The sequence below is a fragment of the Methanofollis ethanolicus genome (assembly GCF_001571385.1).
GTDB classification, from domain to species: domain Archaea; phylum Halobacteriota; class Methanomicrobia; order Methanomicrobiales; family Methanofollaceae; genus Methanofollis; species Methanofollis ethanolicus.
The window spans coordinates 1278851-1300083 of sequence record NZ_BCNW01000001.1 but is presented as its reverse complement, the minus strand read 5'-3'; the positions used below and the strand labels follow the sequence as shown (position 1 = coordinate 1300083).

Genomic DNA, 21233 nt, shown 5'->3' with positions numbered 1-21233 from the left:
TCCACGCCAGTCGAACCGTCCACCGGATACCGGCCTTCAGAGGGACACCTTTCTCTCCCCTGAATCTTTTCGAGTCTGGTCCGGGAATGGGATCTGCTGCTGCACCTCCCTGACCACCCGGCGGAGGGGTATGTCAAGGGTGAGAGCGATCTCCTTCATGTCCTCATATTCGGGTTTGACCGCCACCACCCGCCCATGGATGCGGGAGGTCTTCACCCGCACCGCGAAAGTCCGCTCCCCCACCCTGACGTCCACCGGGCGGCGTGACCGCTCGGCGACAAGCCGCGGCTCTTCACGGATCCTCACGCCGAGGGTGCCGGTCTCTTCCATGAGTATCCTGGTCAGGTCTCGATACCTGGCATAGTCGGTGATCACCGAGATCACCTGTACAGGCCTGTTCTTCTTGCCGAGTGCCGATGTCACGAAGACGTCCACCGCACCGGCCGCAAAGAGACGTTCGACCGTATAGCCGATCACCTCCCCGGTGACGTCGTCGATGTTCGTCTCCAGAATGACGATCCGCTCCTCCACCAGGTCGTCGACCTCTCCCTCGACAACCCACAGGAGAGTCGGCTGCCCGTTGTTTTCCGGGAGACCCCTACCATATCCGACGCGGATGGGGACCATCGCGGGGAAGCGGTCCACGACGTCTGTCATATGTGCAAGCAGAGCGGCGCCGATTGGGGTGGTGAGTTCTCCGGTGAAAGGACTTTCAGAGACCGGGATCCGGTGCCTGACACAGATTTCGAGGGTTGCCGGTGCCGGGCTCCCCAGGGCCGGCGGGGTCGCATACACCGGACAACCTGAGAGGCTGGCGTCTTCCAGAAGGAGAAAGGGGCCGAGAATGGTGAATATCGTGTCGGCAGGGGAGGACCTGCCTGAGAACCTGACCTGCCGTTCGGCCAGGATGAGATCCTCCAGGACGGCCCTTGCCGTCGTCGCCGCGCCGTCGGAGAGACCGATGACAGCGATCACCTCGTTCATCGCCGCCGCAAGGCCGTCATCAAAGATTGTTCTCTTTTCCGGAACCTGGATCGCGATCCTCTTCGCCTTGATGCCGGTTTCTGTCTCCGTGATGTCGACGTCGAACCCCGAACACCCGGGCAGTGCAGCGATCGCCCTGGCAAGGGAAAAAAGGGGGAGGACCGAACCGGTGAGGTCCGCAAGGGCGGCGATAAACCGGTCCCCCGACATCCCCCCGGCACGGGGATCGATGAAGAGCACCTTCATGCTTCGGGCGGGAACGGTTCGTTGATCTTTGTATACACCTGCTGTGCGAGTTTTGCCACCTCGAAAGCCTTCTCGCCGGCGCCCGGGATGGCGCGGGTCAGGAAAGCCCCGTCTTCAGCGCCGACGGCGGCGTCCTTCGCATCCATCCCGACGAGACTCGCGACCGCCGCGGGCACGGTGATGTTGATGATCGTGTGCCCGATGTACTGGAGTTCCTGCGTCAGCACGGCGCCACAGAAGAGGGCAATCGGCCAGTCAGGATTGTCGCGGTTCTTCCCCTTCAGGGCGAAGTCGGGCACCTCTTTTCCGCTGAGGTTCTCGACGTGGTACGTCTTTCCGTCGATGGCAACGTCGTACGAGACATTGGAGTCAAAACCCCAGTATCGTGCTGTGAACTTGTCGGTCCGGCGGCCGTGAGCCTTGATCTCGGTGAACTTCAAGACGATCTTTCGGCCGGTGAATGCCGAAAGTATCGCAGAACCCCGCTTTTCGACATAGGCCTGTCTTTCCTCGTCGAGGATGCGGGTGGCGTCGGCGACGGTCTTTCCTCCTGTTATGATATCGTAGGTGTGGGCGGCCCGACGATAGATCGCCCTGTCCCGCACTCCCTCGGAGGCGAGGATACAGGCCTTCGTGACCTTGCCGCGGGTCACCTGTTCGGCCTTCCTGGCAATGGTGTTGAGGCCGCAGAGGGCCATCTCTGGATCGATGAAGGAATTCATCTTGTAGTCGCGGATCGCCTCCGCAACGGCAAAGACATCGCCGTTGTGCTGGAAGAGGAGCCTGAGGGCCGGGACACAGTCGCCCTCGAGGTGACCGAGGGGTGGGTTCACCGGGCCGCCAGAGAATCCGGCTCCTATCGATGCCGACTCTTCGAAGGCGGCAAAGATCTCTGATAATGCCATCGACCCGATGACCGAGGGGCCGCCGATGTCCTTGAGGATCAGCCCGAAGTCGCCGATCACCTTGGCGGTGTCGTACTCCTCGTGCGTCCCCCTGATATGGAGTTTTTCAGGCAGGTGCGCCGCGTCCCTGGCGCCTTTGCCCGCGAGATAGGACGAGTCGACGCGGCCGAATTTTCCGAACTCTTCACCGAGGATGGCGTCCGGGTGGACGATCTCCATGGTGACCGCAGCACCGATGAGGGCCGGCCAGAGGGCGAGCGGGGTGATGCCGGCACCGGCCATGCTCTTCATCATCGCCTCGGTGCCAACTTTTGCGGCGTTGTAAGCAAGTTCAGGGATGTTGTAGTCCTCACCCAGGGCCGAGTGGCCGTAGATCGTCCCTCCCGATATGAAGGGCGGGAGGATGGAGCCGTCGACACGGGTGAGTTTTTTGTCCATCAATGCCTGATAGATCGCCTGATAGGCCGGAAACGCCTGGATCCTGTGGGTGGACTTGCCGGTGACGAGGGCGATCGCGCTTGTCCGTGCCGCACCCGCGTGGATCCGCGCGATTGCCCCGAGTTTCCTGTTGCCGAGCGGCACACCCGACCTGGCGCAGGAACCCGAGAAGTATGCCAGAGATGCCACGATGAGAGCGGCGTTGGCCGGTTCGGCCCCGGCGTTCATCGCCGCCCTGACCGCTTTTTCGACGACCATGTCCAGAGGCAGTTCCCCGGCCGAGGCGTCGACGACGGTCATGCGTCCCATCAGGGACATCTCTGGCCCGGCGACCGAACAGAACAGATCCTCGGCAATCGAGTTTGCGGCTGCAAAGACCGGAATGACAAGAGAGCCATGCCCTTTCGTCGCAGCCTCAAGTTTGTCGTTGGTCATCGAGTCAGGTTCGAAGGTCGCGGCCATTGTCGCTGCAAAGACCACTTTGTCCTTTTCGTGCGTATCTGTCATTTTTAGCACTCCCTTTTTACCACAATGGAGTGATCGGGTCGCCCCCCTACATATACCTTGAGAATAGTGCAGGAATCAGGATCCGTCTTGGTTTGTCTTCATTGTGGTTTCTGGAAATCTCAGGTCTGAAAAGGCGGGAATCCACGATTCTATCGGCAGAAAGGAAAGATAAATCGGCTCTGTAGAAATCCTCCTCCATCGGTTGATAGTACGTGCCGATCCTCTGCCTTCCCGTTCGCCGGGGGACTTTTGCCCCCGGACCCCCGCGCGAGGATTGGTTCCGGGAAGAAAGGGTCGGAGTCCTGGAGGAGGAGGCCATCCCTGCCCCGATCTTAATGGCAGGGGGTCTGGGAGGAGGGAGCGATAGCGACCGTGAGAAGACCATGAGGTCTTCGAGCGGCAGCCCCCCTGGACCAGGCACGTCTGAACAGAATTTTTCCCCCTATCACTTCAGGAAGTACTTTCCCGCAAGGGTTTCTACAGAGCCGATAAATCATTTTTCTCTTCCGAGGGTCTTCGATCCCTTCTGATCCCTGCAGGGGGATAGATTTTAATATCGCTTCCAGTATCTTCTCCCCATGACAGGGGGTATCGCGGCCGACCTGAGGGCCATACGCAGTATCATTTTCTGCCTTGCCGCGGTCCTTGCTCTTCTGACAGTCCCCCCAGCCATGGGCGCCCCTGCAGATGGCAGCGGCGAGATCCAGGTCCTCACCGGCACGATCGAGAACGACGCGATCGCCATCTACACCCTCCCCGACCTTGAGGCCGGCGACACCCTCACGGTGGTGATGAACGGCACCTCCGGGAATCTCGACCCCTTCGTTGCCATCGGCGGGCCTGAAGTGCTGGAGGAAGGATTCAGGGAGAGGTACAACCGGACGGTCGAGACGGCCCTCGCCGGTGCGACAGACCCCCTGGTCGCCATTCCCGCGATCGCCGACGAACTCTTCTATGCCTGGGACGACGACAGAGGCACCGGGTATGCCGCCTCCCTCACCTGGGATGTGCCGGAGAGCGGCGACTACGTCCTCCTCGCCGCCGGCACACCAACGGCGGACACCTTCGGGGATTATACCCTCACCGTCGGAATCAACGCCCAGCCCGGCACACCGCCCACGGAAGGGGCCGAGATCGCCGTTCCCGACAGACTGACTGGCCGCGTCGGGGTGGCCGAGGTGACGGGCACCCTCTCGGAGAATAAGACCTCCACCTTCTACATCCTCACCGACCTCCTCCCCGGCGACACCATCTATGCCTACATCGAGACACCCGCTGACGACATCGCCCCCATTCTCGTCCTCTCCGACTATGGCGACAAACCCGTCAGGAGCGCCAACCTCCTCGCACCAGGGAAAAACGCCTCTCTCCAGTACACCGCCGACTCGGAGACCGGCGGCAGCAGACTGACCGTCCTTCGCCATCCTGCGGCCGACCCCGCGGCAAACAGCACCTACCGCCTCCTCGTCGGCCTCAACGAACCTGCCGTCCTCACCGGAACGGCCGAGCCCGGCGGCAGGACCGTCATAAAACAGCCCATCATCGTGAAGGCCGCCGTCGAACTGGACCAGATCACTGGCGTCGACCAGAAGAGTGAGAACTACGGCGTCGTTGCGAACATCATGTTCACATGGAAAGACCCGGCCCTCGCCTTCAGCCCGGACACCTGCAACTGTTCATCCAAGATCTACCGGAGCATCGAAGACTTCGTAAAAGCCGAAGGGACGCGGTGGCCCGAGTTCACCATCAACAACCAGCAGGGGAACCGCTGGACTCAGAACAGGCTTATCCAGGTCCGCCCCGACGGCACGGCCACCTACTTCGAGCGCTTCTGGGTGACCCTCCAGGCGCCTGACTTCAATTTCCGGAACTTCCCCTTCGACACCCAGCACTTCTTCCTCAGAATCGATGCCCTGTATCCCGAGGAGTACTTCCTCTATGCCGACTGGGAGGGGCGGACCGTCGTCGGTACCCAGCTCGGCGAGGAGGAGTGGTACATCACACGGTACTGGACCAATGTCACCTCCACGCGGATCGAGAACACTTTCTCCCGTTTTTCCTTCGACTTCGAGGCACAACGTCACCTCACCTACTATCTCCTCAGGATCTTCGCCCCGATCTTCATCCTGATCCTCCTTGCCTGGGTTACCTTCCTTCTCAAGGACTACGGGAAGAGGGCCGACGTGGCGAGCGCTAACCTCCTCCTCTTCATCGCCTTCAACTTCACGATCGCAGGCGACCTGCCGCGCCTCGGCTATCGCACCTTCCTGGACTCCGTCCTGATCACCACCTTCATCGTCAGCGGCCTTGTCGTGATCTACAACCTGTACCTGAAATGGCTCGCCACTATCGAGCAGAAGGAGGTCGCTGAAAGAATCGACCGGGTGATGGTATGGTTTTACCCGTTCGCCTACCTCATCGGTCTCGGCGTCACGATCCTGCTTTTCCCGTGAGGGCCGAAAAAAGGGCTCTGTAGAAACCCTCACCTTTTCCGTGTATGAACGTGACCCAACCGCCTTCCTCCATCTTTGCACCGGGGGACTTTTGCCCCCCACCCCCCTATCCTCATGGCGGGGGGGCCGGGGGGTGGCAGCCCCCCGGACGAGACACTCCAGAATAGGATTTCTACAGAGCCGAAAAAAGGAAGAATATCAGAAGGGCAGAGGGGTGCTCATGCCCCCCGCCCCTCAGGACGGTTTACATAACTTTGGTCTCCCAGGCCGGTTCAACCCCGTAGAAGTGATACACCCGTTCGAACCACGCAAGGTCGTCGGACTTCGGCCAGTGGCCCTTGTCGAAACTCGGCGCCGTCTCGAAGGTCTCTTTCCTGACCTTCAGGGTGAACTCGTCCTCTTTCGGGTCGCGGGAGAGCGCCTGCCAGGGCACGGGGTAGAGTTTCTCCCCGAGGCCCATGATCCCGCCCGAAGAGAGGACACCGAAGGTGACCAGCCCCGAGGCCGTATCGATCATCAGGGAATGGATCACGCCGAGATGATCTCCTGTCGCATTTTTTACCGAACTCCCGAGAATCCTGTCGAGCGACTCCATCCTCGGATAGACAACCGTTACCGGGCTTGCAAAAGCCATACTCTCTTCCCCCCCTCTGCGGTCGACCTTGGCCGTCCGTAGGATGATGCCCCTGTTGTCATGGGGAGATAAGAAGATTGTGTCAGATCGGGTGGCACCTGCATAGTATTATCTACCCGGGTGCCGTGATCGGTCGGTCAAGGTGCATGTCGATGCCAGGGAATGACGGGACAAAATGGGGCGTCCTTGCCATCGTCTGTATGGCTATTTTCATCATGGTCATCGACACGACCATCATGAACGTCTCCATCTCGGCCCTCGTCGTCGACCTGGACACCACGGTCCCGGCGATCCAGGCGGTCATCGCCATATACGCCCTGGTCATGGCCTCCTTCATGATCATCGGCGGCAAACTCCAGGACGTCATGGGGAGGAAGAAGGTCTTTCTGGTGGGACTCGCCCTGTACGGCGTCGGCACGTTCACCGCCTCGATAAGTCAGAACGTCTTCACCCTCCTCCTCGGGTGGGCGATCCTGGAGGGCCTCGGCGCCGCCCTCATGCTCCCGGCGACGACGACCTTTATCACGGCCACCTACGAAGGGGCGAAGAGGGCCTTCGCCTTCGGCATGTGGGGTGGTGTCGGCGCCGCCGGCATGGCCTTCGGGCCGATCATCGGTGGCTACCTCACCGCGTTCTACAGCTGGCGCTGGGCCTTCCGCCTGGAACTCGTGGTCGTCTTCATCGTCCTCATCTTCTCGTACCTCCTCACCGAGGCGAAACCGACCGCCGCATGGCGTGACCTCGACATTGCAGGGACGCTCCTCTCCTTCGGGGGGCTCGGGTCGATTGTCCTCGGCATCCTGATCATCCGCGTCCCCGAGTTCTGGGGAGTCGTCCCCATCATCCTCGGCATCGGGATACTCTGCCTTGCCGTCTTCTATCTCAGGCAGAAGCACAGGAAAGAGCAGGGGGAGATGCCCCTCATCGACGTCGTCATCTTCGGGAACAGGACCTTTACGGCGGGCAACGGCGTGAGCATCGTCCAGAACGTCGCCATTGCAGGCTTTCTCTTCATCATCCCGATCTTTCTCCAGAGCGTCACCGGCATCGACGCCTTCACCACCGGCCTCACCATCCTGCCCATGTCCCTCGCTATGTTCGCCCTCTCGGTGGCGGCGTCGCGGCTCGCCGCCGTGGTGGCGCCGAGGACGCTCATCCTCATCGGTTTTGCCGTCGCCATTCTCGGAACGGTGATGCTCCGCGGCATCTTCTCCGCGGTGATGGTGCCCGGCGAGGTGATACCGGGCTCGGTGGTCTTCGGGATCGGTATGGGCATCGTCTTCTCCCAGGTGACCAACCTCACCCTCTCCTCGACGTCGAAGGAGCAGGAGAGCGACGCCTCGGGCATCCTGAACACGGCCAAGCAGATGGGGACGTCTTTCGGGACGGCCATCGTCGGCGTCGTCCTCCTCCTCTCCCTGGTCTCCGGCATGGTCTCGGGCATTGCCGGGTCGACGTTCGCGACCGGGGCGTCGGAGGAGGAGATCACGGAAGAACTGGTGGCATGGGCCGAGAAGATGAAGACAGGGGCACCGCCGCCCGACGTCCCGGAGGAAGACATGCCCGAGGCGACCGCGGTCGTCGATGCGTCGGTCAGCGGAGCGATGCAGTTCTCCTTCGACGCCATATCAGTCCTCCTGGCCCTCGGCCTGATCGCGACTTTCTTCATCCCCTCCTCCCGGCGGAAGGAGGAGGGGGCCTGACCCCCTGAAAGACCGTGGAGACGACCATGCCGTCGTCCCTTTTTGAAACCGTTCTCGTCCCGACCGATTTTTCCCGGCCTGCCAACGAAACCCTGCACCTCCTGGCAGGGATGCCGGGCATCGGCGAGGTCGTCCTCCTCCATGTCATCAGGAAGGTCGAGGGGGATCAGGCGGCACGGGAGAGGACTGTCAGCGAGGTCGAGACAGGGCTTGACCGGGCCCTTTCCCCCCTCGAACGCGCCGGTGTCCCTGTGCAGACACTCATTCATTTCGGCAGGCCATGCCGGGAGATCTGTGGTGCCGCGACAGATGAGCAGGTCGGCATGATCATGATGTCGCGGTATGGAAAGATGGAGGTCATCCCAAAACTGATCATACCCTCTGTCCTGTCGATGGAATGATCGGTATGTGGTTCTGAAAAATCCTGTTCTGGTGTCTTGTCCGGGGGGTTTCACCCCCCGGTCCCCCCCCCTCATTGCGATAGGGAGGGGATGGCAGTCTTCTTCGATATACAGGGATTATCCTTCCCCCGTCCTATCCTATTTTCGGGGGTCAGGGGGCGTCAGTCCCCTGGCAGAGAGGTAGGGGACGGCGGGGGTTTCGCACTATGCTTCAGGGAATTCAAGAAGATATCGACCCGAACATGATATTCTCTCCCGATCCCTGCATGCAGAGATGGGGGGAATGAACAAGAGTTTTGGGATGACCTCATGGACTATCTCAGGCAGGTGCCGCTCGGTGCCACCACGTCTGAGGTGACACTTCATACGAGAGTCCCGGTCCTCGTCGCCTGCACGGAGATCCACCTGACCGTCTCGGTGAGGGAACTCGGCGTCGACGAGTTCTACCTCGCAGAAAAGATCTGGCTCGACTACCATGCGACAAAGTCAGACCCGGCGACGGACCCGGATCTTCTGTGTCTTCGTCGAGGACACGCCGGTGAGCGTCGCACGGTGCAAACGCCACCCCGACGGGTGCGAGGTCGATGGTGTCTTCACCTGGGAAGAATTCCGCGGGAAGGAGTATGCCCGGAATGCGATGGAGGGACTGGTCGCCGCCTGCGGGTCAGATGACCTGTATATGTATGCGGTCGTGCCCCTCGTTGCCTTCTACGCCTCGCTCGGTTTCGTGCCCATCAAAGAAAAAGAATTGCATGCGTCGGTCAGGCAGAGGTACGCGTGGGCGCTGGGGAACCTGAAGGGCACGAACGTCTGCCCGATGAAGAGGATGAGTGGGTAAAGTTCTGCCCTATTTCGCCCGTCCATGTGCCTGGTACAGGGTGCCCTGGGACTCTTTCCCTCCTGTCCCGGCGCGGGGGCAAATATATCGTGCATGACCGATATATGCTGGCCGGGGTGGGAGCATGGAGGCGAAAGAGGAGCAGGACACGGCGTCCCGCATCCTGAGGACGCTGAGGCTCAGGCCTCGGGGGATGACGATCACAGAGGTCGCAAAAAAGACCCGGATCAACCGGAACTCGGTCTCGAAACACCTTGAGGTGCTGCGGGTTGCGGGGCAGGTCGATGCGGCGGTCATCGGCAATGCGAAGGTCTACGCGATCGCCCAGCGCGTCCCCCTCTCCTCCTTCCTCTGTTTCACCAGGAACATGATCCTGGTCCTCGACAGTGCCTTCCGGATCGTCCAGGTCAACGACCGCTTCCTCGACCTTGCCGGCGTGGAGAAGAGGGCAGTTATCGGGCTGTATATCGAGGACGCTCCCCTCCCGATCATCTCTGACAGAGGGGTGCTGGGGACCATCCGGGATGTCAGGCGTGAGCAGGTCCACACTGATGTTTCCTGCAGGCTGGATGACGGGGAGTTCTTCTTCAGCATGCAGGTGATCCCGACCGTCTTCGACGATGGCGAGCGGGGGTGCACCGTCGTCCTCGAGGACATCACCGCGAGAAAACAGTATGAACGGGCGTTGCAGCTCAGCGAGGCGAAGTTCCGGGCCATCGTACAGGACCAGGCAGAACCTCTCTGCCGCTTCCTGCCGGGCGGCAGGATCACCTTCGTGAACCGTGCCTTCTGCGAGACCTTCGACGTCAGCGAGGAGGACCTCGCCGGCACGACCCTGTGGCAGTTCGTCCCCCCGTCCATGCATGCCTGGATCGTGAAAAAACTCCGCAGACTCGGCCCGGGCAATGCGGTCTGCACCCTCGATATCCCGGTCGCCCTGCCGGACTCTGCGGAGACCCGCTGGTTCTCCTGGACGATCCGTGCAATCGTCAACGGCGACGCCATGCTCAGGGAGTACCAGGGCACAGGGACCGACATCACCGCGGCCCGGCACCTGGAGGAGAAAAAACACCATTACATCGAAAAGATGGAGTTCCTGGCACGGACGGCGATGGAGTTCGTTAACCTCGCGCATGACGCCGACATCTACGCGCTCATCGCCAGGCGGATCGCCGAACTCGTGCCGGGCGCGGGCATTACGGTCCTCTCCTACGACGAGGACGACGGCCAGTTTCTGGTGCGGGCGATGATGGACGAGAACTTCAGGGACGGGGTAAAAGACATCGTGGGGCGGGAAGTGGTCGGCGTGGCCATCCCCTTGATCGGTGCCCTTTCGTCCCCGTATTTCAACGACATCAAGACCCTGCTGGAGAACGGGACGGCCGACTATCGTCTTTCCCGCGAACCCGGCGACGGAGGCATCCCGATGTCCGCCATCACGGTGGGGCGGTTCTCCGAGGAGGTCTGCCGGGATATCCTCAAACGCTGGGACTTCATCAGGGCGTGCATGTTCGCCCTCCTCTGGGAGGGGCAGGTCTTCGGGAACATCATGGTCCTCCTCCCCCGCGGCCGTGACCTCACGGAGAGGGAGGTGGTCTATTCATTCGTCAAACAGGCGTCCATCGCTCTCAGTCGGCAGTTCACGGGGGAGCGTCTCCAGAGGAGCGAGAGGCGGTTGCGGGACATCATCGACCTTCTGCCCTACCCGGTCGCCGTCATCGACAGGGAGGGGTATATCCTCTTCCTGAACAGGAAGTTCACCGCAGTCTTCGGGTACACCCTCGATGATATCCCTGACTGCGACACCTGGTTCAGGACCGCCTTCCCTGACCCTGCGGAGCGGCAAAAGGCTGTCAGGGCCTGGACATCAGACCTCGACACTGCCGGCACCGGCGAGGTCAGACCGCGGTTCTTCAGGGTGCGGTGCCGGGACGGCAGGACAAAGGCCGTCCTCTTCAGGCCGGTGATGCTCAGCGACAGCACCCGCTATGTCGCCTGCGAGGACGTCTCCGAGGCCGAACGCATCCACGGCGTCCTCCTCGCCGAGATTGCCAGCCTCAGAAGGAGGCAGGGGCCGAAAAAATTCTCCGGATAAATCTATGCCATGCACAACGGGTTCGTAAATCTCTATGTGTTCCGGGGGCGAAGGGTCTGCCGTGGCATAGGGGGGTGCCGCAATGGAACACAACACAGAAGGAAAGACCAGAATGGATCTGGCCGGACTGCTGGATGTCGTGCAGAACGGTGATATCGCCAGCAGTCTCCGGGCGATGAACGACCTCCGGGCGGTTGGCGATGAGGCCGTCGGCCCGCTGGTTGCGTCCCTCAGGGAGGGAACGGGCGCCGGACGCTGGAGGGCGGCGATGGCGCTTGCCCGCATGGGACAAAACGCCGTGGACCCGCTGATCACAGTCGCCACCGGCAGCGGCGGCGACGGTGTCACGGACCCTGCCATCTGGGCCCTTGCCAATATCGGAGATCAGAAAGCCGTGCCGCACCTGATCGACCTCCTTCGCCGGGAACAGTCGGTCTGCTGCCGCGTCCTGACAGCGGCGGCGCTGCTTAAACTTGGCGACCCTGTGGGGATCGCCGAGGTGAACCGCCATTACGCGGAGCACGGCGAGGACTACCAGGGAATGGTGATGGAGGCCTTCGAGGGGACCTGAACCCCTCCTGCCTCTGTCAGACGTGTTGTTTTCCCGGCCCTGTTGAATGGGCATGAGTCCTCCGGGACTCAAGCATACGCGATGAAAATTGTTTTTTTGTGGAGCATATCCCAAAACTCTCGTTCATTCCCCTTTCCCCGCATGCTGACCTCGGGAGAAAATCTCATGATCGGGTCGATGTCTTCCCGAATTCCCTGAAGCATAGTGCGAAACCACCGCCTTCCCCGACCTCTCTGCCGGGGGACTGACGCCCCCGGACCCCCGAAACAGGATAGGGTCGGGGAAGAGAGACCAGAGATCCTGATGAAGGAGATTGCCATCCACCCCCTATCGCAATGATGGGGGGATCGGAGGGTGAAACCCCCCGGACAAGACACCAGAACAGGATTTTCAGAACCGAATTGAGTCCTTTCATCGGCGTGCATGAGGGTTCGGATCAGTTTTGGGATGACCTCATGGTAATACCTCGGTCTCAGATCGATCTCTTCCCCGATCGCATGACGAACTGCAGGACCCCACCGCTTTCCGCCGGATCTTCAGCCCGCGTATTATCTTTCCACAAGGGGGCATGCCCTGATGCACATGCCGCACCGCAACCCGCCGAGATCGCCGAACATATACGCGGCACACGCCTGACGGTCTATGCCATCGGGGGTGATCGCCCCCACAGGACAGGCTTCGATGCACCGCGTGCACCCTGCACACCGGTCTGAAAGGAGGCCGCCTTTCGGATGACCGGGATCGAGAGGTGCGTCGGTGAGGACCGCGGCCAGTCTCACCCTGGGCCCGAACCTGTCCGTGATCAGAAGGTGGTTCTTTCCGAAAGATCCGAGGCCGGCACGCCATGCAGCATATTTTATCGACAGGTCGGCCATCAGCGTCTTCCTGTCGGCATACCAGTACCCGAACTCGCTCCCCTCGCACGGGACGATCGCCGCATCATATCCCTCATCTTCGAGGCTCCGGGCCAGAGCGAAGGCAGCGACGCGGAGGGTTGCAGTCCCGGCCATCAGGGTGTTTGTGTATTGTGCCCTGCCCCGGGGAAGGGGTTTGAAAGCCCCCTTAGGCACTGTCACGCCGATGACAACGACGGAGGCGAGGCCGGGAAAAACATCCTGCGGGCGCTTCCCGAGATATGCCGGGTCTAAAAATCCTTCGGCCGCCGCCACGCCGAAGAGGTCGATACCCATTTTTTTTGCATCGGCGGCAAGGCGGGATGTAGGTAAAGTCTGCTTCATACTCTTCCCTTTTCTTTCTGGTGCCAATCTATAAAAAAAATAGATGAATTTGAGGTGATATTGTCTATCGAATCAGGCCACAAACCCGGCGTACGTGAATGGCGCTTCACGCACGGTATGTGCGGAAGAGTGTATGGCACAGATCACAATTGTGTATTTTGCAGAGGGACGTGCAAAAAAAAGGCAGGGTAAGGATCTTACCTGGCCGGGATGATCAGGGAGCGCTCGCCCGCGGGCATGAACTCGCGGATCGCACCCTTTGCAAACTCGCGCCTGGGTTCGGCGAAGTCGAACTTCAGGGACGGGTCGGCGAAGGTGATCTTGATCAGGGGCTCGAGGCAGAACGCATCGCCGCGGCCGTAGTGGGAACCGGCGACGATAGCGGAGTACTCGCCCTGGTGACCGACGTTCATGGCGTAGTTCGGGTAGTTCGGGCCACGGAGTTCGCCCATCAGACCGCGGTCGGGCTCCATGGAGAGGGAGTTTGCCGAGCCGCACTGGTCCTGCAAGTCGTAGCCGAAGAAGCCGAGCCTGGACCATGCATCCTTGTGGATGATCATGGAAAGGTACCAGCCATTGAGACCGGCGTTGGAGTTGCCGGTTGCAATCGAGGTGGAGAGACCGGAGGCTGCTGCCATGACACCGGCGCGCTGGGAACCGCCGAAGTGGTCTTCCATCATGGTCGGGAACTGCTCGTACTGCTCGAGGGCGTTGAGGGTGACCTCGGTAGCGATGTCGTTGACGACGTCCTGAGTCGGCTTGACCTTGTCATCTGCGGACGGGTTTCTCCAGTCGACGTTGTACTTGTCCTTGATGTAGTCCATGCCGTAGTAGGTGAACTCATCGAGGATGTTGTCGGTGTACGCGGCGGTCGCGTACTGGGTGAAACCGACACCGCCGGACATGTAGGACCCGAGCCAGATCTGGTCGAAGAGCATGCAGCCTGCACCGACGACTTCGAGGGATGCCTTGGCCGGGTCGTTCGGGTACTTGCGGTCGGTCTGGATCATATCGGCGAAGTGGCCGAACTTGATGCCGCCGGGCTCGTTCGGACCGCGTGCACGGCGGGCCGGGAGGATGGATGCCATCTGGATGACGCCGGCGTGCTTTGCAGCGAAGGAGAGGTCGGCGACTGCCGCTTCACCGGCGCACATGCGGTATGCAGCGATGAAGGACATACCGATCTGCATTGCAGACCAGCGGGAGGTCGTACCGCCGTCGCACGTCCTGGAGACGATGGACGGGATGTGGATTGCCTGGAACATCGACTTGCCGACCTCGGCCTTGAGGTCCTCGGCCTGCTTCTTCGGGAAGAGCTTCTCGATGTTGATGAGGAACTGGGGCTCGATGTCGTCGGCGAGTTCGTCGTCGCCGGTGAAGACCTTCACGTAGCAGTCGTCGGTGAGGGCCGGGTGAGTCTCGACCATGTGTTCCTGGACGACTGCGCCGCCGGGCATCGCGTGGTTGAGGATGTGGAGGTACTCGTTGATCGTCTCAGGGGTGACTTCCTTGCCCAGACGCTTCTGCAGGGTGGCGTGGGCCATGTCCATGCCGACGATAACAGTCCGGCGGATCTCGTCCCACATCTGCTGCATGGCAGCGTTGTTGACGAAGTGCAGGTCGTCGCCCTCGACGAAGACGCCGGTGCCGGAGACCTCGTAGGTCATCAGCTGGCGCTGGCCCATCGGGATACCGCCAAGGTGGCAGCGCTCGGGGTCGTACATGGAGATACCACGCTGCATCTCGACGGCGCGGGACTCCTTCATGAACTCGCACTTTCTCGGGGACTGGCGAACGCCATTGAAGTTATAGAACTCAGTCTTCTCAGACTGCACATCCTGTCCCTGGAACTTCTCCTTGAGTGCCTTCAGGAACAGTTTCTGTGCTCTCTCAATCTTTGCCATCGCTATTCACTCCTCCTTGGGCATGAAACCGTATTTGGTCCTCAGCGTGTGGATGCGCTGGAGGTATTCGATGTACTCGGGGTCTTCACGGAGCGCAGTTCCGACAAGGGAGTGGAAGATCGTGCTGTGCTCCTTGAGCCACTTTGCGTCCATCGGCTTGCCGACCTCGACCGCACGGTCAAGGGGAACGCCGACCTGGTCCTTCACGTACCGGACAACGCCGTCCTCACCAAGAACGCAGCGCTGAAGGGCGTCGAACATCATGCCGTCCTCTGCAAGACGGAGGGAGTGGCCGTGCACGGTCGCACCACGCATGCTGACGAGGGCGGGGTCGAACATCTCGGTCTCGATCAGGGTCTTTGCGTACTGGTCGAGGTCGCGCTCGCGGCACTCGACGATCTGGCGACCAGAGAGGGTGCCGGGGTCGATGGCGCGGAAGCGGTACATTTCTGCGTAGGTCCGCTGGTACGGCTGGGACGGGGCGTTGAACATCGAGTCCGCAAACTGGACGTACCTGACACGGTCGCCGGCCTTTGCGCCCTCAGTGGGCTTGACAAGCTTGCGCATCGGGTCTGCGGGTTCCTGCTGTTCGGCCAGGGGCGGGTGGGCGCTCGGGTAAGCCGCACCGGGTGCGCGGTGGCCGAGGACCAGGACGACGTCCTCGTCAGTGACCTCACGGAGTTTTTCGAGTTTGTAGTTGGGATTCATCTGGTTGCGCCTGTTCTGGGCAACGATAGAAGTTCCCGGACCATACTGTGGAGTGTATGCCATTTTGTCACCTCAATCGGTTAAATCTGGTGTATATTCTGTCTGGAGATATCCTGACAGTCTTCCCCCTGCTCCGGGCGGGTGGGAATCGGGATGATGATCGGTTCGTCTTTCTTTCTGGGATCGACGAGTCCGATGACGAGTTCGTTTGTCTCGGGACCATATTTTGCATAGTCCACAAGGGTCGGAGTGCTCTTCATGAACCGGCCTTTCTGGAGGGTGTACGGGATTTCAGTGAAGAACTCGTCGCACATCGCCTGCACTGCTGCGATCACCTCGTCGTCTTCGACTTCAAGGGTGACCGTGCCGGTCTGGATCTTCATCTCGAATTCGGCGCCACAGACCTGGATCGTCCGCCTGTTGGTATTGGGATTGGCCTGACCACGGGCCGGGCCGTACGGGATAATGGCCGGGAGGCCGGGACCGTTGATCACGATCCGGCGGATTCCCGGAACCCTCGCGACCTGGCTCAGCAGGCCTTCTGTCGTCTGGGGCGACAGGAGACGGAGGGGAACGATCCTGCACTGGGGGAAGGCTGACTCAGGCAATCAGATCCACGCCCTTGGCGATCTGGTCTATTGGCTTGTTGAAGACGTCGATCTTGCCGTAGGTCTCGCCCATCATCTTGGACGTGCCTTCAGGTGCGAACATCTGGGTGCCCGCATCGAGGGAGGCTGCGGCGACCACACACGGGATCGCAACGCCGTTGGCGTGGCGGGTCACGACGTGGTTGCCGTTGAAGATGCCCGGACCGCCGCCACCGTAGATCGAGTGGCTGAAGAAGGAGAAACCAACGGCGGTACCCATCATGCGGCCGAAGTCGGAGGACGGCAGGCCGGTCTCGTGTTCGATGAGGTCGTTGAAGTACAGCAGGGTCGAGGAGACTGCCTGGGCGAACCGGCCTGCACCACAGTTGACGATGGTGGCTGCAAGGGTGCCGGCAGAGACGTAGGCGTTCCAGAGCATCGGATCCTTGGTGTCGTAGAACTGGAAGTACCCGCCCTTCTTGCCCGGTGCAATGACCTTGTCCTCGATCGCACGCTCGACGAGGGACTGGACGACGGAACCGACTGTGCCAGTCTCGCCGTTTGCCTTGACAAGGTCGTAGACCATGTTGTTGGCGTTGAGGCCCTGGTAGGCGTAGCAGAGGAGCTGGTTGCGCTCGAATGCGCCGATTGCCTGGCCCATCTCGAACTCACCGGCGGTCTCGAGGGTCGACGCAAGGGCGGCGCCCTGGAGGGAGTTTCTGCCGGTCATCATGACGAAGTGGTTGACCGGGACGTTACGGAGAGCAAAGCCGATGCCTTCGTTGTTCTGCGGAATGGACAGGATGGAGGTGACAAGAGCACCCTGCATGTCCATGGTGTGCGGGTAGGCGCCCCAGCAGGCGGCCTTGACCGTGGAGGCGTTGAAGGCGTCGATGTTGAACTGGTCGACGATCGCGTAGGTGGTCGCTGCGGCAACGGCGGTGATCGCTGCGTCGTACGTGGCGGCGTTCACGAGACGCTTCTTCGGAACCTCGACGAGAAGGAGGTTGCCCTTGTTGAACTCGAGGATGTTGGTGTCGTCACCCTCCTCGACCTGGACCATTTCCTTGATCCTGGCAACGATGGCGTCCTTGTTCTCCATAATCGGGAGGTTCAGTTCGCGTCCCCTGATCTTGCCCTTACCGAGCTTTCCAATCTTGAGAGCCTGCTCTATGCCCCCAAGGTTGACATTAATCGTTCTCTTAGTCAGGTCGATGATCTTGCTGGTCGCCGGGTTCACCAGCGGGCTGATCTTGTCGAGGGTAACGCCGCTTTTCAGCAGCTTACCGTCATCTGAATAGAGATCGATTGTTTCTGAATATGCTGCCATATCAGTTCATCCTTTTACCCTTTGTGCAGGAATGTTTCTTCATGGAGAATTTCACCCGGTTTTTCAGATGCAACTCTCCAGAGTCTCTACTGCAAGCCCCGAATAGGGACATTATATCTTTTCTGGAAGGCGCATATAAACGTTCCTAATTTTTTTTAGTAAATTAACATTGTGTCATACATTAAAATAGAATATTATAATTAAGTAATATTAATTTGAGGTCATCTTGGTGGCCAATATAGATATACATCAAATATATCCGATTTCAATCTAGATAGGCTTTTTCATAGGTTCATTTTTAGATACAAAATAGGAATAAAAGTAAATTAATTATCATAGGATAATATTTATCTATAATATTACGCGATCCCGGAGATTGCCATCATGATCGGAACCGGGTCATTCGGGAGGCGGGCGGGCGTTTAAATGGGCTCAATCCTATCAAGGGAGAAGAACTGCCTTTAAAATGGGACGATATGATATAATGACCTTTCGGAGGTGTGGCGCCGGATTGCCGGGGCCATGAGGGAGATAGCGTGGACTCCTAGACTGTGATCCAGAACAGGCACCTGACGATACAAACGATCCTGACGATGGCGGTGGACGATGCAGAAAAAATGAAAGGAAAAAATGTTTAAAATGTTTAGAATCTGGGCTTTCTGTGCTTGGGGAGGCAATCCCGGCAGTACACAGGTCTTCCTTCAGTCGGCTTGAAGGGTACTTCGCATTCCTTACCGCAGTCTGAACAGACTGCCTTGAACATCTCACGGGGACCGCGGGAGAAGTTGTCCCTCGGGCCACCTACTCTGTTGCCGTACATTATGTTACCTATGCAGTTTTGACGCTGCATGCATATGTTAGGGCCGGCAGTATAAATATCCATGCATCGTTCTCAAATTATGTAACTGAGTGTGGAATCCCAAAATATGTCTCATAACATTGACCAATTCATAATAGTGGCAGGCAGATAAAATCCGGCACCGTACATGCGAAATGCTCAAGGGCTTCGGGTACGATCTTTTGCTGAGAGAAGTATGAAAATACTGGGAATCAATGGGAGCCCTCGCGGGCAGGAGAGCATGACCGGACGCCTTGTCGATGCCGTGCTCTGCGGTGCGCGAGAGGCCGGGGCAGAGATCGAGTTCATCGACGCCGCAGCCCTCAGGATCAGGCCATGCAGTGCATGCACCCTCTGCTATCAGACGGGCGAGTGCCCGAAGCAGGACGACTTTGCAGCCCTCTACGAAAAGATGCTCGAAGCCGACGGGATAGTCTTCGGTTCGCCAAACTATATCGACAACGTCTCCGCGCAGATGAAGGCGGTCTTCGACCGGATGGCCGACGCCGTCCACTGCCAGTTCTTTGCCGGGAAGTATGGGTGCGCCGTTGCGACCGCCGGGGGGGCCGGTGCCGACGATATTGCGACGTACCTGAACCACGTCCTCCAGATCCTCGGGGCCGACACGGTCGGCGCGGTGGCCGCGGTGATGGTCGCAGGCCCTGAGGCCTTTGCCGCTACCGAGAAAGAGGCCTTTGCGCTCGGGAAGAACCTTGCCGCGGCGATCACGGACTGCCGCACGTACCCTGAACAGGAGGCACTCCACGCCGAGATGGCGGCAGGGATGAAAGCACTGGTCTTCGCCAACAAAGATGTCTGGAAGCACCAGTATGATCATTGGGTTGCACAGGACAGGAATTAAATATCGTAGTGTTTAAGTGACCTCGGGCAGGATATGTGTACCATGCGTATCCTCCCCGTCCTCCTTCTCATCGCCCTTGCACTGGCCGCGTTCGCGGCAGGGTGTACGTCATCGCCGGTAGTAACGCCCGATGTGACGCCTGTGGTTACCGCGGCCCTCCCGCAGACAGGCGACGATCAGCCCGCGATAACTGTCGGCGTGCTCGGCCTCACCCCGCAATATAGTGTCGACAAACCCTTTTCCTATCTGGCGCGAGTACGGGCCACCAGCCCGGGCACAGTCGAGGCCACCGGCGTCGTGGTCGTGGTCACGCTCGTCGACACAGAACTCAACACAGTCAACGACACAAAAAACATTGCCATCGAGCGTTTTGTCCCTGGCGATACGAAGATCTATGACGTGCGCCTGACCGGGAAATCTGACCGTGAGTACCACGTCGAAACCGAAGTCCTCTTCAACCAGGCCTAGAACTCTCCTCTTTTTTCCCGACCTCTCGCCGCATCCTCGCCGTGTGCGACCCCTCCCAGTAGAGGCGCCGACAGATCGGGCACCAGAAAAAAGAAAGCCCTTCCGGCTTTCGTGGCGCATAGGCCGCACCGAGTACCTCCTTTTTCTGCGCCGGACGGAGGGGCGTGTTGCAGACCGAACAGCGGTCGAAGGTGAACTCCTGCCTGATCAGGCCCCTGTCCACGAGTTGCCTCTCCTGCTCCATGACGTCTGCCGACCTGATGTACACACCCCGCCCCCCTGCCCGGCGCGCCAGTTCGGCGTCCCGCGTCAGGAGGATCCGCCCGTCAGTCTCGGCGATGGCAAGGAGCACCGTGTCCTCTCGCGGGTTTCCCGGCGTGAGGGCGTTCGCCGAGAGGGTGTCGTACCCCATCAACCGCAGGTGCCGTGTCAGCACGCCGAGCATCCTGTCGGCGAGGAAGCGGGGCCGCTTCCCCTCAGACCGACCTGACAACCGGGATCCTCTCCCCGCACCGGCCGCACCGGTCCCCGTCGAGGTCGACGAACCTGCTCGAAAAACCGGCCCTCTCGATGAGCAGCGCCCCGCAAGAGGGACAGTACGTGTTCTCGTACGGCCCGGGCGGGACATTGCCGAGGTACGGGTAGCGCACGCCGAGGTCCTTTGCCTGCCTGTAGATCCGCTCAAGAGTCCTGAAGGGCGTCGCCTCCAGGTCGCGCATCTTGTAATCAGGGTGAAACCTGGTGAAGTGCATCGGCGTGTCTGGCCCCAGGTTGTCGAGGACCCAGGTGATCAGGGCCTTCATCTCGTCTTCCGAGTCATTGAGGCCGGGGATAACGAGAGTCACCGTCTCGATGTGCATCCCATGCTCGCGGGCGGCGAGTGCGGCGTCGAGCACGGGCTGGAGTTTTGCCCGGCAGACTTTCTTGTAGAAATCCTCGGTGAAGGCCTTGATGTCCACCCTGAAGGCATTGAGCATCGGCGCAAGTTCGTCGAGCGCCTCCTCCGTGATGTAGCCGTTCGTGACATAGACCGTGCCAAGGCCGCGCGCCCGCGCCTGTGTTCCCATGTCCAGGGCGTACTCGTGCCAGATCGTCGGTTCGTTGTATGTCCAGGCAATGCTCGCGGACGCCGAAGCGAGCGCCCTCTCCACCCCGGTCGCGGGCGGGATCTCCATCAGCCGGAGGTCGGCGAGGGACGCCTGCGAGATGTGCCAGTTCTGGCAGTGCTGGCACCTAAAATTGCAACCGACACCGCCGAGGGAGTACGAGAGGGTACCGGGCAGGAAGTGGAAGAGCGGCTTTTTCTCGATCGGGTCCACCGCCTCTGCGGCGACCAGGCCATAATTTGCCGCATACAGGGTGCCGCCCTCGTTGACCCGCACCCCGCAGATTCCATGTTTGCCCGCGGCGATCGTACAGCGATGAGCGCAGAGTGAACATCTGACTGTGTCCCCCTCGACCCGTGCGTATTGGTGCGCCTCATGCATGCCCCCGCATGGGAGTTTTCCTCCATTAAAAGGTAT

Annotated in this window: 19 protein-coding genes; 8 read left to right on the top strand and 11 right to left on the bottom strand. The window is 60.1% G+C overall.

Annotated features, from left to right (window positions below; genetic code table 11):
• Nucleotides 1-36 precede the first annotated feature (36 nt).
• Both MEFOE_RS06400 and MEFOE_RS06395 read right to left on the bottom strand, forming a co-directional pair.
• A complete protein-coding gene (locus MEFOE_RS06400) occupies nt 37-1230 on the bottom strand; it encodes a LarC family nickel insertion protein (protein ID WP_067049898.1) in 1194 nt (397 codons plus the stop codon).
• Nucleotides 1227-3080: a hypothetical protein gene (locus MEFOE_RS06395; protein ID WP_067049895.1), complete on the bottom strand. Its 1854-nt coding sequence runs from the start codon at nt 3078-3080 to the stop codon at nt 1227-1229. Before MEFOE_RS06395 ends, MEFOE_RS06400 begins: the two co-directional genes overlap by 4 nt.
• Nucleotides 3081-3658: 578 nt before the next feature.
• Between MEFOE_RS06395 and MEFOE_RS06390 the strand changes: the two genes are divergently transcribed.
• Nucleotides 3659-5533 (top strand): ligand-gated ion channel, encoded by a 1875-nt coding sequence (locus MEFOE_RS06390; RefSeq protein ID WP_067049892.1) that lies wholly within the window; start codon nt 3659-3661, stop codon nt 5531-5533.
• 244 nt (nt 5534-5777) lie between these two features.
• On the opposite strand, the gene MEFOE_RS06385 is transcribed toward MEFOE_RS06390, so the two are convergent.
• Entirely contained in the window at nt 5778-6167 is a 390-nt protein-coding gene (locus MEFOE_RS06385; RefSeq protein WP_067049890.1) for a PRC-barrel domain-containing protein, read from the bottom strand.
• A 146-nt stretch (nt 6168-6313) separates the two neighbouring features.
• On the opposite strand from MEFOE_RS06385, the gene MEFOE_RS06380 reads away from it, so the two are divergent.
• The 5 genes from MEFOE_RS06380 (at nt 6314) to MEFOE_RS06360 (ending at nt 11775) form a co-directional block, all read left to right on the top strand.
• Nucleotides 6314-7870 carry an MFS transporter gene (locus MEFOE_RS06380; protein WP_067049887.1) on the top strand — a complete coding sequence of 519 codons (1557 nt, stop codon included), beginning with the start codon at nt 6314-6316 and terminating at the stop codon, nt 7868-7870.
• Nucleotides 7871-7896: 26 nt separating this feature from the next.
• Nucleotides 7897-8271 (top strand): universal stress protein, encoded by a 375-nt coding sequence (locus tag MEFOE_RS06375; RefSeq protein WP_153015885.1) that lies wholly within the window; start codon nt 7897-7899, stop codon nt 8269-8271.
• Between the two features lie 475 nt (nt 8272-8746).
• A complete protein-coding gene (locus tag MEFOE_RS06370; protein ID WP_235809577.1) occupies nt 8747-9109 on the top strand; it encodes a GNAT family N-acetyltransferase in 363 nt (120 codons plus the stop codon).
• A 124-nt stretch (nt 9110-9233) separates the two neighbouring features.
• Nucleotides 9234-11204 (top strand): PAS domain S-box protein, encoded by a 1971-nt coding sequence (locus MEFOE_RS06365; RefSeq protein ID WP_067049881.1) that lies wholly within the window; start codon nt 9234-9236, stop codon nt 11202-11204.
• 82 nt (nt 11205-11286) lie between these two features.
• Nucleotides 11287-11775 carry a HEAT repeat domain-containing protein gene (locus MEFOE_RS06360; protein ID WP_067049878.1) on the top strand — a complete coding sequence of 163 codons (489 nt, stop codon included), beginning with the start codon at nt 11287-11289 and terminating at the stop codon, nt 11773-11775.
• Nucleotides 11776-12323: 548 nt separating this feature from the next.
• Here the strand turns inward: MEFOE_RS06360 and MEFOE_RS06355 are convergent.
• The 6 genes from MEFOE_RS06355 to MEFOE_RS13335 all read right to left on the bottom strand — a co-directional run bounded on the left by MEFOE_RS06355 (nt 12324) and on the right by MEFOE_RS13335 (nt 18362).
• Nucleotides 12324-13013, bottom strand: coding sequence for a 4Fe-4S binding protein (locus MEFOE_RS06355; RefSeq protein WP_067049875.1), 690 nt, complete (start codon nt 13011-13013; stop codon nt 12324-12326).
• Nucleotides 13014-13210: 197 nt separating this feature from the next.
• Entirely contained in the window at nt 13211-14917 is a 1707-nt protein-coding gene (gene mcrA / locus MEFOE_RS06350; protein WP_067049872.1) for a coenzyme-B sulfoethylthiotransferase subunit alpha, read from the bottom strand.
• A gap of 6 nt (nt 14918-14923) precedes the next feature.
• Nucleotides 14924-15688 (bottom strand): coenzyme-B sulfoethylthiotransferase subunit gamma, encoded by a 765-nt coding sequence (mcrG, locus tag MEFOE_RS06345; protein ID WP_067049869.1) that lies wholly within the window; start codon nt 15686-15688, stop codon nt 14924-14926.
• 17 nt (nt 15689-15705) lie between these two features.
• Nucleotides 15706-16233 (bottom strand): methyl-coenzyme M reductase operon protein D, encoded by a 528-nt coding sequence (gene mcrD / locus MEFOE_RS06340; protein ID WP_067049866.1) that lies wholly within the window; start codon nt 16231-16233, stop codon nt 15706-15708.
• Entirely contained in the window at nt 16226-17542 is a 1317-nt protein-coding gene (gene mcrB, locus MEFOE_RS06335; RefSeq protein ID WP_067049864.1) for a coenzyme-B sulfoethylthiotransferase subunit beta, read from the bottom strand. Before mcrB ends, mcrD begins: the two co-directional genes overlap by 8 nt.
• Before the next feature lie 643 nt (nt 17543-18185).
• Nucleotides 18186-18362, bottom strand: a complete 177-nt coding sequence (locus tag MEFOE_RS13335) for a CxxC-x17-CxxC domain-containing protein (protein WP_083523494.1) — start codon at nt 18360-18362, stop codon at nt 18186-18188.
• A 214-nt stretch (nt 18363-18576) separates the two neighbouring features.
• Between MEFOE_RS13335 and MEFOE_RS06330 the strand changes: the two genes are divergently transcribed.
• A complete protein-coding gene (locus MEFOE_RS06330; RefSeq protein WP_067049861.1) occupies nt 18577-19242 on the top strand; it encodes a flavodoxin family protein in 666 nt (221 codons plus the stop codon).
• A 33-nt stretch (nt 19243-19275) separates the two neighbouring features.
• Nucleotides 19276-19710 carry a hypothetical protein gene (locus MEFOE_RS06325; RefSeq protein WP_067049858.1) on the top strand — a complete coding sequence of 145 codons (435 nt, stop codon included), beginning with the start codon at nt 19276-19278 and terminating at the stop codon, nt 19708-19710.
• On the opposite strand, the gene MEFOE_RS06320 is transcribed toward MEFOE_RS06325, so the two are convergent.
• Together MEFOE_RS06320 and amrS are read right to left on the bottom strand one after the other, a co-directional pair.
• A complete protein-coding gene (locus MEFOE_RS06320; protein WP_268872615.1) occupies nt 19697-20203 on the bottom strand; it encodes a Mut7-C RNAse domain-containing protein in 507 nt (168 codons plus the stop codon). The genes MEFOE_RS06325 and MEFOE_RS06320 overlap by 14 nt on opposite strands.
• Nucleotides 20187-21197, bottom strand: coding sequence for an AmmeMemoRadiSam system radical SAM enzyme (gene amrS / locus MEFOE_RS06315; RefSeq protein WP_067049852.1), 1011 nt, complete (start codon nt 21195-21197; stop codon nt 20187-20189). Before amrS ends, MEFOE_RS06320 begins: the two co-directional genes overlap by 17 nt.
• Nucleotides 21198-21233: the final 36 nt, after the last annotated feature.

Bases quoted from the DNA above. Each gene is read 5' to 3' on its own strand.
- MEFOE_RS06380 (WP_067049887.1), top strand. From the start codon at position 6,314: ATGTCGATGCCAGGGAATGACGGGACAAAATGGGGCGTCCTTGCCATC.
- MEFOE_RS06325 (WP_067049858.1), top strand. From the start codon at position 19,276: ATGTGTACCATGCGTATCCTCCCCGTCCTCCTTCTCATCGCCCTTGCA.
- MEFOE_RS06400 (WP_067049898.1), bottom strand. From the start codon at position 1,230: ATGAAGGTGCTCTTCATCGATCCCCGTGCCGGGGGGATGTCGGGGGAC.
- MEFOE_RS06375 (WP_153015885.1), top strand. From the start codon at position 7,897: ATGCCGTCGTCCCTTTTTGAAACCGTTCTCGTCCCGACCGATTTTTCC.
- MEFOE_RS06395 (WP_067049895.1), bottom strand. From the start codon at position 3,080: ATGACAGATACGCACGAAAAGGACAAAGTGGTCTTTGCAGCGACAATG.
- mcrB (WP_067049864.1), bottom strand. From the start codon at position 17,542: ATGGCAGCATATTCAGAAACAATCGATCTCTATTCAGATGACGGTAAG.
- MEFOE_RS06365 (WP_067049881.1), top strand. From the start codon at position 9,234: ATGGAGGCGAAAGAGGAGCAGGACACGGCGTCCCGCATCCTGAGGACG.
- MEFOE_RS06330 (WP_067049861.1), top strand. From the start codon at position 18,577: ATGAAAATACTGGGAATCAATGGGAGCCCTCGCGGGCAGGAGAGCATG.
- MEFOE_RS06390 (WP_067049892.1), top strand. From the start codon at position 3,659: ATGACAGGGGGTATCGCGGCCGACCTGAGGGCCATACGCAGTATCATT.
- MEFOE_RS06360 (WP_067049878.1), top strand. From the start codon at position 11,287: ATGGAACACAACACAGAAGGAAAGACCAGAATGGATCTGGCCGGACTG.
- MEFOE_RS06355 (WP_067049875.1), bottom strand. From the start codon at position 13,013: ATGAAGCAGACTTTACCTACATCCCGCCTTGCCGCCGATGCAAAAAAA.
- amrS (WP_067049852.1), bottom strand. From the start codon at position 21,197: ATGCATGAGGCGCACCAATACGCACGGGTCGAGGGGGACACAGTCAGA.
- mcrG (WP_067049869.1), bottom strand. From the start codon at position 15,688: ATGGCATACACTCCACAGTATGGTCCGGGAACTTCTATCGTTGCCCAG.
- mcrA (WP_067049872.1), bottom strand. From the start codon at position 14,917: ATGGCAAAGATTGAGAGAGCACAGAAACTGTTCCTGAAGGCACTCAAG.
- MEFOE_RS06370 (WP_235809577.1), top strand. From the start codon at position 8,747: ATGCGACAAAGTCAGACCCGGCGACGGACCCGGATCTTCTGTGTCTTC.
- MEFOE_RS06385 (WP_067049890.1), bottom strand. From the start codon at position 6,167: ATGGCTTTTGCAAGCCCGGTAACGGTTGTCTATCCGAGGATGGAGTCG.
- MEFOE_RS13335 (WP_083523494.1), bottom strand. From the start codon at position 18,362: ATGTACGGCAACAGAGTAGGTGGCCCGAGGGACAACTTCTCCCGCGGT.